The sequence below is a fragment of the Variovorax sp. OK212 genome (assembly GCF_900112425.1).
GTDB lineage: Bacteria > Pseudomonadota > Gammaproteobacteria > Burkholderiales > Burkholderiaceae_C > Variovorax.
Genome location: NZ_FOLP01000006.1, coordinates 157982 through 172748, shown reverse-complemented (window position 1 = coordinate 172748; position 14767 = coordinate 157982). Strand labels below are relative to the sequence as shown.

Annotated in this window: 14 protein-coding genes; 5 read left to right on the top strand and 9 right to left on the bottom strand. The window is 69.7% G+C overall.

The window, feature by feature from the left end; all coding sequences use genetic code 11:
- The first annotated feature begins 36 nt into the window (after nucleotides 1-36).
- Complete coding sequence (locus BM004_RS19725) at nucleotides 37-2310, top strand: glycoside hydrolase family 3 N-terminal domain-containing protein (RefSeq protein WP_093215994.1); 2274 nt, start codon at nucleotides 37-39, stop codon at nucleotides 2308-2310.
- Nucleotides 2311-2353: 43 nt separating this feature from the next.
- Here the strand turns inward: BM004_RS19725 and BM004_RS19720 are convergent, their stop codons facing one another.
- The 6 genes from BM004_RS19720 to BM004_RS19695 form a co-directional block, all read right to left on the bottom strand.
- Nucleotides 2354-4108 carry a YadA family autotransporter adhesin gene (locus BM004_RS19720; RefSeq protein WP_093215992.1) on the bottom strand — a complete coding sequence of 585 codons (1755 nt, stop codon included), beginning with the start codon at nucleotides 4106-4108 and terminating at the stop codon, nucleotides 2354-2356.
- Nucleotides 4109-4137: 29 nt separating this feature from the next.
- The gene (locus BM004_RS19715; RefSeq protein ID WP_093215989.1) at nucleotides 4138-6390 is read right to left on the bottom strand and encodes a phosphocholine-specific phospholipase C; all 2253 of its coding nucleotides are present in this window, start codon (nucleotides 6388-6390) and stop codon (nucleotides 4138-4140) included.
- 74 nt (nucleotides 6391-6464) lie between these two features.
- Nucleotides 6465-6662, bottom strand: a complete 198-nt coding sequence (locus BM004_RS19710) for a hypothetical protein (RefSeq protein ID WP_093215987.1) — start codon at nucleotides 6660-6662, stop codon at nucleotides 6465-6467.
- 165 nt (nucleotides 6663-6827) lie between these two features.
- Complete coding sequence (gene phnE, locus BM004_RS19705; RefSeq protein WP_256219963.1) at nucleotides 6828-7850, bottom strand: phosphonate ABC transporter, permease protein PhnE; 1023 nt, start codon at nucleotides 7848-7850, stop codon at nucleotides 6828-6830.
- An 8-nt stretch (nucleotides 7851-7858) separates the two neighbouring features.
- The gene (phnC, locus tag BM004_RS19700; protein WP_093129709.1) at nucleotides 7859-8674 is read right to left on the bottom strand and encodes a phosphonate ABC transporter ATP-binding protein; all 816 of its coding nucleotides are present in this window, start codon (nucleotides 8672-8674) and stop codon (nucleotides 7859-7861) included.
- 11 nt (nucleotides 8675-8685) lie between these two features.
- Nucleotides 8686-9633, bottom strand: coding sequence for a phosphate/phosphite/phosphonate ABC transporter substrate-binding protein (locus tag BM004_RS19695; protein WP_093129708.1), 948 nt, complete (start codon nucleotides 9631-9633; stop codon nucleotides 8686-8688).
- A gap of 160 nt (nucleotides 9634-9793) precedes the next feature.
- Between BM004_RS19695 and BM004_RS19690 the strand changes: the two genes are divergently transcribed.
- Nucleotides 9794-10711 carry an HAD-IIA family hydrolase gene (locus BM004_RS19690; RefSeq protein WP_093215982.1) on the top strand — a complete coding sequence of 306 codons (918 nt, stop codon included), beginning with the start codon at nucleotides 9794-9796 and terminating at the stop codon, nucleotides 10709-10711.
- Here BM004_RS19690 and BM004_RS19685 read toward each other — a convergent pair.
- Nucleotides 10648-11625, bottom strand: coding sequence for a MurR/RpiR family transcriptional regulator (locus BM004_RS19685; RefSeq protein WP_256219962.1), 978 nt, complete (start codon nucleotides 11623-11625; stop codon nucleotides 10648-10650). The genes BM004_RS19690 and BM004_RS19685 overlap by 64 nt on opposite strands.
- A gap of 106 nt (nucleotides 11626-11731) precedes the next feature.
- Nucleotides 11732-12079 (bottom strand): hypothetical protein, encoded by a 348-nt coding sequence (locus BM004_RS19680; RefSeq protein WP_093215979.1) that lies wholly within the window; start codon nucleotides 12077-12079, stop codon nucleotides 11732-11734.
- Nucleotides 12080-12274: 195 nt separating this feature from the next.
- Here BM004_RS19680 and BM004_RS19675 point away from each other — a divergent pair, with 195 nt between their 5' ends.
- Genes BM004_RS19675 through BM004_RS19665 form a run of 3 tightly spaced genes read left to right on the top strand, consistent with a single transcriptional unit; the run spans nucleotide 12275 to nucleotide 13427 of the window.
- Entirely contained in the window at nucleotides 12275-12754 is a 480-nt protein-coding gene (locus tag BM004_RS19675; protein ID WP_143072453.1) for a hypothetical protein, read from the top strand.
- Between the two features lie 53 nt (nucleotides 12755-12807).
- Nucleotides 12808-13080, top strand: a complete 273-nt coding sequence (locus tag BM004_RS19670; protein WP_093129704.1) for a hypothetical protein — start codon at nucleotides 12808-12810, stop codon at nucleotides 13078-13080.
- Complete coding sequence (locus BM004_RS19665) at nucleotides 13077-13427, top strand: VOC family protein (protein ID WP_093129703.1); 351 nt, start codon at nucleotides 13077-13079, stop codon at nucleotides 13425-13427. The genes BM004_RS19670 and BM004_RS19665 overlap by 4 nt, the downstream gene beginning before the upstream one ends.
- A gap of 19 nt (nucleotides 13428-13446) precedes the next feature.
- Here BM004_RS19665 and BM004_RS19660 read toward each other — a convergent pair whose 3' ends face one another.
- Nucleotides 13447-14742, bottom strand: a complete 1296-nt coding sequence (locus BM004_RS19660; protein ID WP_093129702.1) for an aspartate carbamoyltransferase — start codon at nucleotides 14740-14742, stop codon at nucleotides 13447-13449.
- Nucleotides 14743-14767: the final 25 nt, after the last annotated feature.

Below are 14767 nucleotides of genomic sequence, written 5' to 3'. Positions count from 1 at the left end.
ACCGGGGCGTTTGCCATATCTGGAGAATAGGCGGCCATGCATGTTCGAACCCCGCGCTCCCTGGCGTCCTTTTTCGCTCCCGCCTGCGCCGCCTTCCTCCTCCTCGCCTCCCTCCTGCCGCCCGCGGCCGCGCAGACGCCCGAAGACCGCATCGAGGCCCTGATCGCCCGCATGACGGTGCAGGAGAAAGCCGGCCAGCTCAGCCTGTACGGCCCCGCCGACATCGAGACGCCCAACAACCCGCAGGCCGGCTGGCGCAACGCGCAGCAGGAAACCGCCGACGTGCGCGCCGGGCGCCTCACGGGCCTTTTCAACAACGCCGGCCTCGAAGGCAAGCGCCGGCTGCAGCAGATCGCGGTGAACGAGTCGCGCCTGGGCATTCCGCTGATCTTCGGCGCCGACGTGATCCACGGCTTTCGCACCATGTTCCCGATGCCGCTGGCCGAGGCCTCGAGCTGGGAGCCCGCGCTGGCCGAGCGCACCACGCGCGCGGCGGCGGTCGAGGCCACGGCCGACGGCTTTCGCTGGACCTTCGCGCCCATGGTCGACATCGCGCGCGACGCGCGCTGGGGCCGCGGGCTCGAAGGCGTGGGCGAAGACGTGTACCTGGCCAGGCAGTTCGCCGCCGCGCGCGTGCGCGGCTTCCAGGGCCCCGACCTCTCGCGCGCCGACGCCATGCTGGCCACGCCCAAGCACTTCGCGGCCTACGGCGCGGCCGAAGGCGGGCTGGACTACAACGTGAGCGACATCTCCGAGCGCACCCTGCGCGAGGTCTACCTGCCGCCGTTTCGCGCCGCGCTGGACGCGGGTGCGCTGTCGGTCATGAGCGCCTTCAACGAGATCGGCGGCGTGCCCTCCACCGCCAACCCCGCACTGCTCACCGGCGTGCTGCGCGACGAGTGGAAGTTCAAGGGCTTCGTGGTGTCCGACTACACCGCCGACGAAGAACTGGTGGAGCACGGCTATGCCGCCAACCCGCGCGAGGCCGCCAAGCAGGCCTTCATGGCCGGCACCGACGTGAGCATGCAGAGCGGCATGTACATGCGCTACCTGCCCGACCTCGTGGCCTCGGGCGAGGTGCCGATGGCGCGGCTGGACGAAGCGGTGCGACGCGTGCTCTACGTGAAGCAGCGGCTCGGCCTGTTCGACGACCCGATGCGCGGGCTTGACGGCCCGCCCGCCGCGCAGCGCGTGGAGAACCCCGAGTTCATCGCGCTGGCCCGCGAGGACGCGCGCCGCTCCATCGTGATGCTGAAGAACGACCGCATGCTGCTGCCGCTGCCCAAGGCCGGCACGAAGATCGCGCTGGTCGGCCCGTTCGCCGAGGGCACCATCGACCTGATGGGCGCCTGGAGCCTGTTCCCGGGCCAGTCGGCGCCGGTGGGCATCGACCAGGGCCTGCGCGCCGCGCTCGGCCCGGGCTCGTCGGTGAACGTGGTGCGCGGCTCGGGCATCGAGAGCGCGCTGCCCGGCGGCATCGACGCCGCGGTGGCCGCCGCCAAAGACGCCGACGTGGTGCTGCTGGCCATCGGCGAGAGCCAGAAGATGTCGGGCGAGGCGCGCTCGCGCAGCGACATCGGCATTCCGCAGGCCCAGCAGGACCTGGCCGAGGCCGTGGCCGCCACCGGCAAGCCGGTGGTGGTGCTGCTTAGCAACGGCCGCGCCATGGCGCTGAAGGGCGCGGTGCGCGATGCGCGCGCCATCCTCGTCACCTGGTTCCTCGGCGTGCAGACCGGCCACGCCATCGCCGACGTGCTGTTCGGCGACTTCAACCCTTCGGGCCGCCTGCCCGTGAGCTTTCCGCAGACCGCAGGCCAGGTGCCCTACTACTACGGCCACAAGCGCACCGGCCGGCCCACGCCGGCCAACGCGCCCGAGACGGCCTTCAAGGCGCGCTTCATCGACGCGACGAACGAAGCGCTCTACCCCTTCGGCTTCGGCCTGGGCTATTCGCCGGTGCGCTACGACAACGTCGAGCTCAGCAGCGAGCGCATGCCGCTGGCCGGCACGCTGCGCGTGCGCGCCACCGTCACCAACACCGGCCAGCGCGACGCCGAGGAAGTGGTGCAGCTCTACATTGCCGAGCGCGCGGCGAGCGTGACGCGGCCGGTGCGCGAGCTCAAGGGCTTTCGCAAGCTGAGCATCGCGCCGGGCGCATCGGAACAGGTCGAGTTCACGCTCACGGCCGAAGACCTGCAGTTCATCGGCCGCGACATGAAGCCGGTGGTGGAGCCCGGCGAGTTCGACCTGTGGGTCGCGCCCTCGGCCGTGGGCGGCATCCGCAGGCACTTCGTGCTGACGCGCGAGTGAAGATGCCGACCCGTCCAGCGCGTCCGGCACACATGCCACAGCTTCAGTCGAACACGCCCGTCAGCGCCACCCGCGTCACCACGCCCGAGCTGGTCGCGCCCATGCCCAGCGTCACGCTGTAGCGGCCGTCCTGCGAGGTGTGGCGCAGCGAGCCGCCCAGCGCGCTTTCGCTGCGGTAGTTGCCCAGGCCCACGGCATAGCTGAGCTTGCCCGGCACCATCGGCGCGGCTTCCATGGCGGCAACGCCCGCGATGCCGGCGTAGGCGCGGCGTGCGTTGTCGTCGATCTGGCCCTGCAGCCGGCCGGCCGTGATGTCGGTGTAGGCCTTGCCCAGCGGCAGGCCCTGCGCGGCCACGGTGTCGGTGTAGGCATTGGCCGAGGCCACGCCGTCCTTCACCATGCCCTGCACCTGGCCGACGTTGGTGGCGTCGGTGGCCGCGCTGCCGGGCGCCACGCCCGTGAGCTGCCGGTTGCCCAGCGCCACCTCGCCCACCGACGACTGCACGCCCGCCAGCCCGACCGCCGTGTACGCGGCCTGCGCGCCGCGCGTGGTCGTGCTGCCCGCGCCCAGCGCGACGCTGTTGGCGTGCGCGGCCGTGGCGTTGCTGCCGAGCGCCACCGCGTTGTCGGCGCTCGCGCGCGCCGCGGTGCCCAGCGAGATGCTCTGGCTCGCGTTCACGTACACGCCCGCGTCGTTGCCGATGGCGATGTTGCCGTCGCCGTTCACGTGCTGGCCGGCGCCGTTGCCCTGCCCCAGGTTGCCGTTGCCCGTCACGGCCTGCCCCGACGCGTTGCCGAACGACAGGTTCTGGCTGCCCTGCACGCCGCCGCCGGCCGCCTGCCCCAGCGCGACGTTGTTGTTGCCCGAGACCTGCGCGCCGGCCATCAGGCCCGTGGCCTGGTTGCCCGAACCGGTCACGCCCGTGCCCGCGCCCTGGCCGGAGGCGATGTTGTTGCTGCCGCTCACGTTGGCGCCGGCGCCGTTGCCGTAGGCCTGGTTGGCATTGCCCGTCACGTTGCCGCCGGCGTTGGTGCCGTAGGCCTCGTTGTCGGAGCCGGTGACGTGCTGGCCCGCGTTGCTGCCGGTCGCGTCGTTGCGGTTGCCGGTGACGAACTGGCCGGCGGCGTAGCCGGTCGAGTTGTTGTAGTCGCCGGTGACGTTCTCGCCGGCGCTGCGGCCCATGGTCTGGTTCCAGCCGCCGACCACGTTGGTGCCCGCGTAGTAGCCGATCGCCTGGTTGGCGTTCTTGCCCGACACGTTGGTGCCCGCGCCCTCGCCGATGGCCAGGTTCCAGTTGGTGCCGACGTTGTTGCCCGCGCCGTTGCCCAGGCTCACGTTGCTGCTGCCGACCACGTTCATGCCGGCGTTGGTGCCCATGGCGTTGTTGTCGGAGCCCGTCACGCCGCTGCCGGCATGAAAACCCATGGCGTTGTTGTGATCGCCGGTGACGTTGTCGCCCGCGCTGCGGCCGATCGCCTGGTTCCAGCCGCCCTTGACGTTGTCGCCGGCCTGGAAGCCGATGGCCTGGTTGGCGTTGCCGCCGCTCACGCCCACGCCCGCCCCATCGCCGATGGCAAGGTTGAAATTGGTGCTGACGTTGTTGCCGGTGCCGGTACCGAGCGCCTGGTTGTTGGTGCCGGTGACGCCGGTGTTGCCGGTGCCCGTGCCGATGCCGAGGTTCGACTTCGCCGGGTCCCAGGTGGTGGTCTGGGCCTGGACCAGGCCCGTGCCCGCGCCGAGCGCGGCGGCCAGCCCGAGCAGGGCTGCGCCGCGCGCGGCGCGCTTGTGGTGCTTCATGGTGTCCGTGCGCGTGACATGGACTGCGCTCAGGCCTTCAGGTGCAGCGCCATCGCCGGGTCGCTCACGCCGGGCTTGCCCGTTTCCACGCGGCCCGAGAAGCGGCGCTCGGTGCTGGCGCCGGTCATGGTGAAGTCGTACCAGTGGCCGCTGTCGTCCAGGTTCCAGTGCAGCGTGCCGGTGTCGCCCGCCGCCACGTCGAGCGGCCAGGGGCCGTCGCCGCGGTAGGCGTTGGACTTCACCGTGACCGTGCCCGCCGCCGTGCCGGTGTTGTGCACCTTCAGGTAGACCTGCCCGGTGGCCGGCTCGTAGCAGACCTGCGCCTCGGGCTTGAAGGCCGCGGTGTCGGCGGCGAGCGCGTCGCCCTTGAAGCAGCGCACGAAGCCGTTGCTGCTGTAGACCCACAGCTCGTACTTGCCGCTGTCGGTGGCGCCGGCGTTCCAGTAGTCCGACAGTTGCTTGCCGGCCTCCACCGTGTAGCGGCGCGGAATGCGGTCCAGGTGCAGCGTGTCGTACACGTGGAACACGGCGCCCTGCGTGCCGGTGTTCGCGAAGATCAGCTGCAGCAGGCCGCGCGGCTCGACGCGTGCGCTGGTGTGCAGCTCGTAGGGCAGCGCGCGCGCAAAGCGCGAGCCGGTCTCCTGGTACAGCGGCTGCGGCGTGGCGGGCGCGGTGGTCACGGGCGCCGTGGGCAGCAGCCGCTGCGCCGCGTTGATCGCCGCGAAGTTGCTCATGTCGGGCAGCTTGGGAAACACCGGGTCGTTCGGGCTCACGAAGTCGAAGCACGAGGTGAGGTCGCCGCACACGGCACGATGCCACGGGCTGACGGCGTCCACCGTGACGCCGAAGCGCTTCTCCAGGAACATGCCCATCGAGGTGTGGTCGAACACCTGCGAATTGACCCAGCCGCCCTTGCTCCACGGCGACACCACGTACATCGGCACGCGCGAGCTCAGGCCCCAGGGGCGGATCTTGCCGCTGGTGGTGTCGGCGGCGTTCAGGTAGCTGCCCACCGAGGCGTCGAAATACTCGCCGTCCAGCGGCACGGTCGACTTGCCCATCAGGTTGCCGCTGGCGTCGTACGAGGGCACCGAGGGCATCGCCAGGTGGTCGAAGAAGCCGTCGTTCTCGTCGAAGGTCACGAAGAGCGCGGTCTTGCTCCACACCGCGGGGTTGGACGTGAGCGCGCCCAGCACGTCGGAGATGAAGTCGGCGGCGCCGGCCACGCCTTCGCTGCTGCCCGGGTGCTCGGCCAGGGCCTGCGTGGGCAGCACCCACGAGACCTGCGGCAGCGTGTCGTTCATCACGTCCTGCTTGAGCTGCGCGAGGAAATTGACGGCGCCGTCGGCCGTGGCCGGGCCGCCCGTCAGGCCGTGCTCATAGATGGGCGAGCCCGGCTGCGCGGTGCGGAAGCTCTGGAAGGCCAGGCAGCCGTTCATGGCGCCCGTCCAGTTGTTGTTCATGTTCTGGTAGATGTGCCAGCTGATGCCGGCCTTCTGCAGCACGTCGGGCAGCGTGTCCCACTTGAAGGCGTTGTTGACGTACTTGTAGTTGTAGGCGCTCGTGCTCGGGTCGGTCTGGCCCGAGCCGTCGGCCTGCTGCGCCCGGCCCGCGACCCAGTTCGACGGGCTGGGCCAGCAGCGCGAGTTGACGGGTTCGGAGTCGGTGTCGGTGCTGTTGATGCCCTTCTTGCGCAGCTCCGGATTGAAGTTGGAGCCCGACCAGAACACGATGCGGTTCGGGTCGGTGCCGGTGAGGATCGAGCAGTGGTAGCCGTCGCAGACCGTGAAGGCATCGGCCAGCGCGAACTGGAACGGAATGTCCTCGCGCAGGTAGTAGCCCATCGTCGCCTGGTTCTTGAACTGGATCCAGCGGTCCATCTTTCCCTGGTTCCATGCGCCTTGCATGTCGGGGAAGTTGTGCGGCGTGCCCGAGCCGATCAGCGCGTTGGCGATCGTGGAGTCGCGGCGAAAGGGCTGGATGTCCGGGCCGCCGGCGGTGGCGTTGGGCTGGAAGAACACCGGCTTGCCGCTGGCCAGCGGAATCGGGAAGCGGTCGCCGAAGCCGCGCACGCCGCGCAGCGTGCCGAAGTAGTGGTCGAAGCTGCGGTTCTCCTGCATCAGGATGACGATGTGCTTGACGTCCTGGATGGTGCCGGTGTCGACCGCGGCCTCGACCGCGAGAGCATTGCGGATCGCGGGCGGCAGCAGGGTGAGGGCCGAGGCCGCGCCGACGGCGCCGGCCGACTTGCGGAAGAAATCACGACGGTTGGTGGGGTTCATGGGAGTCTTTCAACGCGAGGACAAAACGAATGACGAAGGAACTGGAGGGCGTGGCGATGAAGGCAGCGCGCGGCTCAGGGCGCGCACTTCAGCGCCGGGGCCGCCGGCTGCTCGGGCTGCTGCGTGGGCGGAGGCGTGGTGCCGGTGGGCGGCAGCACCGGCACGCCGCCGCCGCCACCCCCGCCGCCACCGCAGGCGGCGAGGCTCAGGCACAGGAAGAGACCGGCCGCGGCCGATGCGACGAAGCCATACCGGGAAGCACGTGGAGTCATGACAATTTCCTTGGAGAGGAGAGAAGACGTGGGGCGAAAGAGTCGAACGAGGCGAAAGAGTCGAACGAGGGCCGAGCAGCCCCCTCGGGGTTGCGCCGGCTTTGGAAAATCGGGGAGTGGTTGCGCCAGGAGCGCCAAGGCGTCCCGGCGCGGGAAGATCAGGGCTCAGGCATAGCGGCTGCGCAGGTGTGCCGCGACGCGGTCGAGCACCAGCACCGTGAGGAAGATCGCGATCAGGATCGTTCCGACGTGCGCGTAGTTGTACATGTCGTAGCGTCCCTTGAGCTCCTGGCCAATGCCGCCCGCGCCCACCAGGCCCACCACGGTGGCCATGCGCACGTTGCGGTCGAGGATGTACAGCGTGTAGGCGATGAACTGCGGCATCACCTGCGGCAGCACCGCGAAGCGCATCACCTTGAGCTTGTTCGCGCCGATGGCGCGCAGCGCCTCCTGCGGCTTGTCGTCGGCGGTCTCGATGTCTTCCGCATAGAACTTGCCGAGGAAGCCCGCCGAGTGCAGCGCGAGCGCCAGCACGCCGGCGATGGGACCGAAGCCGTAGGCCAGCACCAGGAACAGCGCGCTCACCAGCTCGGGCACCGCGCGGAACAGCCCGACCACGCCGCGCGCCAGCCCGTACACGGCGCGGTTCGGCGTGTAGTTGCGCGCGCTGCACCAGGCCAGCGGCGCGCTCAGCACGATGGCCAGCAGCGTGGCCCAGATGGCGATCTCGAAGGTCTCGAGCATCTTCACCGCCACGTGCCACAGGTAGCCCAGCGGCTGCACCAGCTCCTCGCGGGTGTCGACCAGTTCCTCCATCTGCAGCGTCTTCGGGTTGAGCTTGGGCTCGCGCGTCTCCACGGTCTCCACGTGCGAGAACCAAGGCAGCCGGTTGCGGTCGAAGCCCTCGATGCGCGCGGTCTCGGTGCGCTCGGACACCTGCGGCGGAAACAGCGAACGCGCGATCGTGCCCAGGCCCGACAGCACCTGCGACTGCTCGCGCAGGCCCACCGCGGCAAGCACGCCCTCACCGGTGAGCGAGAGCATGCGGCCCATCTCGACGCGCTGGCCGGCGAAGAAGCCGACCACCAGCACGAGCAGCAGCACGCAGAGGCTGCGCGTGCCGAAGGGGCGCGGCAGTTCCCACGCGGAAGCAGGACGGCCCGTGGGAATGTTCGCGGAAGTGTTCACGGGACTGTTCATTGCGCAAGCTCCAGCACACCGGTGTGCAACGGCAGCACGACCTCGGGTTCAGCGATGTGGCCGCCGGGCCGCACGGCCGCCGGCGCGCGGCCGTAGACCGCATCGAAGACCTGCGGATCGAAGGCCCCCGGCGCGCCGTCGAACACCACCGCGCCGTGGCGCAGCGCGACGATGCGGTCCGCGAACTCGCAGGCCAGCTCGATCTGGTGCAGGCTGCACAGCACCGTGGTGCCGCGCTCGCGCGCCTGCCTGCGCAGGAGCGAGAGCACGTCGTGGCTGGTCTGCGGGTCGAGGCTGGCCACGGGCTCGTCGGCCAGCACCAGCGGCGGCGCGAGCATGAAGGCGCGCGCAATGCCCACGCGCTGCTGCTGCCCGCCCGACAGCTCGCTCACGCGGCGGCGCAGGTGCTGCTCCTGCAGGCCCACCGATTCGATGAGCTCGCAGGCCTTGCGCCGCGCCTCGTCGCTGAAGAGGCCCAGCAGCGCGCGCCAGGTCGGCATGGCCGGCAGCGCGCCCGCGAGCACGTTCTCGGCCACCGTGGAGCGCAGCACCAGGTTGAACTGCTGGTGGATCATGCCGATGCGCGGGCGGATGCGCGCCAGCGAATCGGCCGCGATGCGCACGCCCTCGACCTGCACCGTGCCCTGCGTGGGCTTCACCAGCCCGTTGGCCATGCGCAGCAGCGTTGACTTGCCCGCGCCCGAGGAGCCCAGCACCACGCAGAACTGGCCCGCCGGCACCTGCAGCGAGACACCGCCCAGCGCCTGCGTGCCGTCGGCGTAGCGCATGGCGACCGATTCGAAATTCAGCATGGCGTGCGTGCTCAGCGCTGCGCGGACTTGGCCAGGATGCGGCCCTTGAGCTCGTCGGTGAGCAGGCCCAGCTTCTCGGCGGCCACGTTGAACTCGTCTTCCGAGAACTTGGTGTCGTAGCCGTCGATCTTGCCGCCGCCGTAGCCGCGGATCATCTCGGGCGTGACGCCGGGCGCCTTGTTCACGGTGGCGAAGGCGTCCTTCAGCTTGGCCTTCAGCGGCTCGGGCAGCTTGGAGTTCAGCGCCAGCGGCGGGTAGGGAATGGCCATGCTCCTGGCGATGACCTTCACCGTCTTCGGATCGACGGCGCCCTGCTTCACGGCCTTCTCATACGAGTCGAACGAGAGCGAGGCCACGTCGACCTGGTCTTGAACCAGCGCGGCCAGGCTGCTGGCGTGGCTGCCGGTCATGCGGATGGCCGAGAGGTCGCGCGCCGGGTCCATGCCCGCGTCCAGCAGCATCGCGACCTGGAAGGTGAAGCTCGAGGCCGAGTTCACGTCGCCGAAGGCCACGCGCTTGCCCTTCACGTCGTTGATGCCCGCGATGGGCGCATTGGCCTTGGCGAACATGCCCGCGTAGTACACCGAGGCACCCTTCTCCACGCCCACGGCCAGCAGTTGCGCGCAACCGCGCTTGTGGGCCTGCACGTAGGAAACCGGGCCGAAGAAGGCGATGTCGGCCAGCTGGTTGCACATGCCCTCGACCACCGCGCCGTACGACTGGCCGACCTTCAGGTCGAAGTTCAGGCCGGTGGTGCGCGTGATGGCGTTGAACACCGGCGCGTAGTCGGCCTTGGTGCCCGACTCGGTGCCGCCGTCGGCCGGGATCAGCAGCACGCGCAGCGGATGCTCGCGCGAGCCGTCGGCCACGGCCTGGGCGTGCGCGGGAAGGGACAGTGCCGCGGTCAGCGAGACAGCGGCTGCAGCGGTGGCGGCAAGGGCCAGGAGCTTGTTCTTCATGGTTCGGTTCTTTCGTTTGGAGGCAACGTGAGAGGCAGCTTGCGATGCCACCCGAGGGAGGCGATGCCGGGACTTTAGAAACCAAAGATGACAAGCAAATGAAATTAGCTCATTGCAAAACCAACATTTCACTGAGCAATATTCAATACAATTTGCCGCCATGAGCACGAACCACACGACACCGGGGAACGCGACAGGCCAGGCCAGCCAGGCCGGCGCGTTCACCGACGCCCGCCTGGCGCGGGCCCGCCACCTGCTCGTCGACCTCGACGGCACGCTGGTGCGCCAGCAGCAAGCCATAGCCGGCGCGGCCGAGCTGCTGGCGCATTTCGACGGGCGCTACGCCATCGTTTCCAACAACTCCACGCACACCGCGCCGGGCCTCGCGCAGCGGCTGCGCCGGCTCGGCCTGCGCGTGCCCGCCGAGCGCATCGTGCTGGCCGGCGAGCTGGCCGTGCGGCAGCTGGTGCGCGAGCACCCCGAGGCGCGCGTGCTGATGGCCGCGAGCCCCGCCCTGCAGCGCTATGCGCGTTCGCAGGGCTGCCAGCTGGTGCCAGGCGGCGCCGACTTCGTGCTGCTCGCGCTCGACATGCATTTCAGCCATGCGCGCCTGGCGCTCGTGGTGAACGAACTGCTGCGCGGCGCGCGGCTGCTGGTGAGCAATGCCGACGCCACCCACCCCGGCCCGCACGGCCGCGTGGTGCCCGAGACCGGTGCGCTGCTGGCGGCCGTGGTGGCGGCCAGCGGCGTGCAGCCGATGCGCGTGACCGGAAAGCCCGCGCCGCTGCTGTTCGAGGAAGGCCTGCGCTGCCTGGGCGCGCGCGCCGAAGACACGGTGGTGGTCGGCGACAACCCGCTCACCGACGCCGAGGGCGCGCGGCGGCTGGGCATGGCCTGCGTGCTGGTGGGCCAGGCGCCGGGCGCGGTGGCGGCGTCGGTGGCCGGGCTGTTCGCCGGTGCGGCCGTGGATGGTGGTGCTGGTGCTGGTGCCGAGGCACCCGCGCAGGCGCCGTCTCAGTACCGCTTGAGCGAGAGCACGTCGAAGGTCTGGCGCAGCGTGCGCACCGAGGTGTCGTAGTCCGACAGCGCCAGGCAGGCGATCAGCACGTCGATGATCGCCAGCTGCGCGAGCCGGCTGGTCATCGCCTCGGTGCGGAAGTTGGTCTCGCGCGCCATCGTGAACAGCATCACGTCGGCGTAGGCCTGGATCGGCGACTTGCCGAAGTTGGTGATGCACACCGTGGACGCGCCCGCCTCCTTGGCCAGGCGCGTGGCCGTCACCGTCTCGTGCGAGCTGCCCGAATGCGAGATGGTCAGCACCGCCGTCTTCGCGTCGGTCAGCGAGGCGCTGATGGCCTGCACGTGCGAGTCGACCGCCAGCTTCACGTTCAGGCCGATGCGCAGCATGCGGTAGTGCGCGTCCTCGGCGATGGTGGCCGAGCTGCCGATGCCGTAGATCTCGATGCGCTCGGCCTTGCGGAACAGCTTCACCGCGCGCTCCATCGCCTTCGCGTCGAGCGTGGATTCGGTGTCGTGCAGCGTCTGCACGTTGCTCTGGAAGATCTTGCGGATCACCGCCGTCGCGTTGTCCTGCGGGTCCAGGTCTTCGTGGATGAAATCCACCGGACGCACCAGCTCCTGCGCCAGCGCGATCTTGATCTGCTGGAAGCCCGTGGCGCCGAGGTTCTTGCACAGGCCCACGATGCTGCCTTCGCTGGAGCCCGTGCGCTCGGCCACCTCGCTGACCGACATGTGCACCACCTCGCGCGGGTTCTTCACGATGAAGTCGGCGATGCGCTGGCCCACCGGCCCCAGCGAGGACCACAGCGTCTGGATGCGCGCGAGCACGGCGGAGACCGGGACGTCGGACGCCTCGGGGGCGGGGGCGGCAAGCGCCGCGGCGGGCGCCTTGTTGCGGGGTGCGGAAACCTTGCCGCCTTCGGGTGCAGAAGCCTTGTCGCCTTCGGCTCTGGGGGTGCTGTTGCGCTTCATTGGCCGCGAGCTTACCCGCCCTCGATGGCGGTTTCATGCATTGCGGCGCCGGGCGCCGCGGCTCACGCGCCTCTCATTTGCCTCTCATTTGCCTCTCGCTCGCCGCTTACTCCCCGCTGTTGCTCGCAGGCACGTTCGCCGACGCCACTGGCGGCACCACCTGCGACTCGAGCACTTCGGTCGGATGCATCGCGTTGTTGGCGCGCACCGCCTCGGCCTGCACCTGCGCGCGGTCCGCGCCCGACACCGGCGTGGCCACCTGCGACTCGAGCACCTCGGTCGAATGCATGGCGTTGTTGGCGCGCATGGCGTCGGCGGCCACCGCGTCGCGCGACAGGGTCGAGTGCGACATCTGCGGATAGTCGGGATCGGCCTGGCCGCCCGCGTGCGCGAGGGAAGCCAGCGCCAGCATGGGCACGGCGGCGATGCACAGGGTTGCTGTACGAACTCTCATGGTTGTCTCCTGGAGTGAAGGTGTTTTCACTCTAGGACGCGGCACTTACCGGGCGGTGAGAGTTCGCTTATGCGGGGGTGAGAGTCGGCTTAGGCAGCGGTGAGAACGCAGGGGCAAGGCAGGGGTGCGCCGCGCTGTCGAAGCCCTATATTCGGCTGTCGTCAGGTCCCACCGAAACAGGAGCGCCCCGCACCGATGAGCCGATTCACCTTGACCGAAGTCACGCCGTCCGTCCCCGAAGGGCTGCGCTGCCGATTCCTGCTGGCCGACCGCGCGCAGACCCAGCGCATGACCGTGCTGGTCGTCGCCTTCGAAGGCGACTACCCCGACGGCAGCCTGGGCAACAACCACGGTGCCTTCATCGCCACGCGCACGCTGCACGGTCTCCATGCCTTCGGCGCCGACTGCGTGGTGCTCGACTTCCGCGCAATGACCTACCGCTGGGGCAACACGCTGCTGCAGGTCTTCCAGGACATCTCGCAGTTCATGGACTCGGACGGCGAGCCGGGCGCACCGCCGTTTCCGGTGCTGGCCGTCACCTCGGAGAAATCGCGTGCGGCCTTCCTGGGCCTCGTCACCCCCAACGGCAGGCCCGTGCCGCCCTGGCACTTCGACGACATCGATGCGGCGATTGCCTGCGGCAGCCGCAAGGCCGAGGAATGGCTGGCGTCCTGAGCGGACCGATGAACGCACCCATGCCCGCGACCGCTCTCCCCCTCCCCCTGCCCATGGACCTGCCCATCGCGCTCGTCTCCGACACGCTCGTCAACAGCTTCTGCTTTCGCGCGAACGGCCAGGTCACCGCCACGATCGGCACGAAGAACGGGCCGCTCGCCGGGCCGCTCTACCGTTACCGCGTGCTGTCGCAAGACAGCATCGAGATCATTCGCTCCGACGCGCACGTCGAACGCTGGACCGGCATCCGCGTCGAAGGCGCGCTGCTCCATGTGCAGCGCGACGGCCGTAGCGCCACCTTCACCATCGGGAGGCCCGCCCCATGAAAGTCAAACGCATCGTCGCCAACATCGCTGCCGCCGACCCCGCGCGCGCCGCCGTCTTCTACCAGGACGTGCTCGGCCTCGACCTGCTCATGGACCACGGCTGGATCCAGACCTACGGCGCCAAGGCAGACATGGCGGTGCAGCTCAGCGTCGCGTCGGAAGGCGGCTCGGGCACGCCGGTGCCCGATCTGTCCATCGAGGTGGACGATGTCGACACGGCCTTCGCGCGCATGAAGGCCGCGGGCTTCGTCGTCGAATACGGCCCGGTCGACGAGCCCTGGGGCGTGCGCCGCTTCTACGTGCGCGACCCGTTCGGCAAGCTCGTCAACATCCTCGCGCACACCTGAGCATGCGCTCCCCCGGGGCTCAGTCGATCCCGTGGAACACGCTGTCGTCGGGGCCGATGTGCGAGGGCGGCGTCCATGCGGCGTCGCGCATCGAACGGCTCACGAGCTTGTCGACGCCCAGCAGCGTGGCAAAGATCGCCATGCGCACCGGAATGCCGTTGTCGGTCTGGCGGAAGATGGCCAGGCGCGGGTCGTTGTTGAGGTCCACGCTCAGGTCGTGCGAGCCGGGGCGGCCGTCGCGCGGCAGCGGGTGCATCACCACCACCTCGGGCTTGCAGGACGACTCGACCAGCGCGCGGTTGATCTCGAACGCGTTGTCGAAGCCTTCGAGCACTTCGTCGTTGGCAAAGCGCTCCTTCTGGATGCGCGTGGCGTAGATGATGTCCGCGCCGGCCAGCGCCTGCGCGGGCGTGGCGGCGGTCTCGACCACGTGGCCGTTGCGGCTCACGGCCTCGACGATTTCCGCCGGCATGGCCAGCGAGGGCGGCGAGACCAGCGTGAACTTCATGCCCTTGTACAGCGCCAGCAGCTTGATCAGCGAATGCACCGTGCGCCCGTACTTCAGGTCGCCGACCATCGCGATGTGCGCGCCGTCCACCAGCTTGCCCAGCCGCGAGAACTCGCGCTGGATGGTGTACAGGTCGAGCAGCGCCTGGCTCGGGTGCTCGCCCGGCCCGTCGCCGCCGTTGATGACGGGCACGTTGGTGGCGCGCGCGAACTCGGCCACCGAGCCCTGCTCGGGATGCCGCACCACGATCGCGTCGACGTAGCCGCTGATGACGCGGCTGGTGTCGTAGATCGACTCGCCCTTGGCCATCGACGAAAAGGTGAAGCCCGTGGTGTCGCACACCGAGCCGCCCAGCCGGCAGAACGCCGCGCCGAAGCTCACGCGGGTGCGCGTGCTGGCCTCGAAGAACAGGTTGGCCAGCACGGCGCCCTCGAGCACGCGGCTGACCTTGCGGCGGCGCGCAATGGGCTGCATGACGTCGGCCAACTGGAACAGCTCGTCGATGGCGTCCCGGTTGAACTGGCTCACGGACAAGAGGTGGTGCGAGCCGTCGACCGCCATCGAGCGGCGCAGCGCACCTTCATGTGCGCTCTGCGTATATTCACCGCGCCGCCCGTCGGAGGCCAGGATCTCGCTGACGAAGCGCCGCGCAACCTCGGGCATGGCCCTGAATTCGTTCGATTCGTCGGGCAGCAGCCAGGCGTCGAGCGCCCTGCGGCGGCTGCCGATGCGCTCCGCGAAGGCGTCGCGCGTCATGTTGAGTTGACGCATCGCGTCGCGGAGGAGCACCTGTTGCGGCATGTTCATGGGCCGCGAATATATACTCAATGCG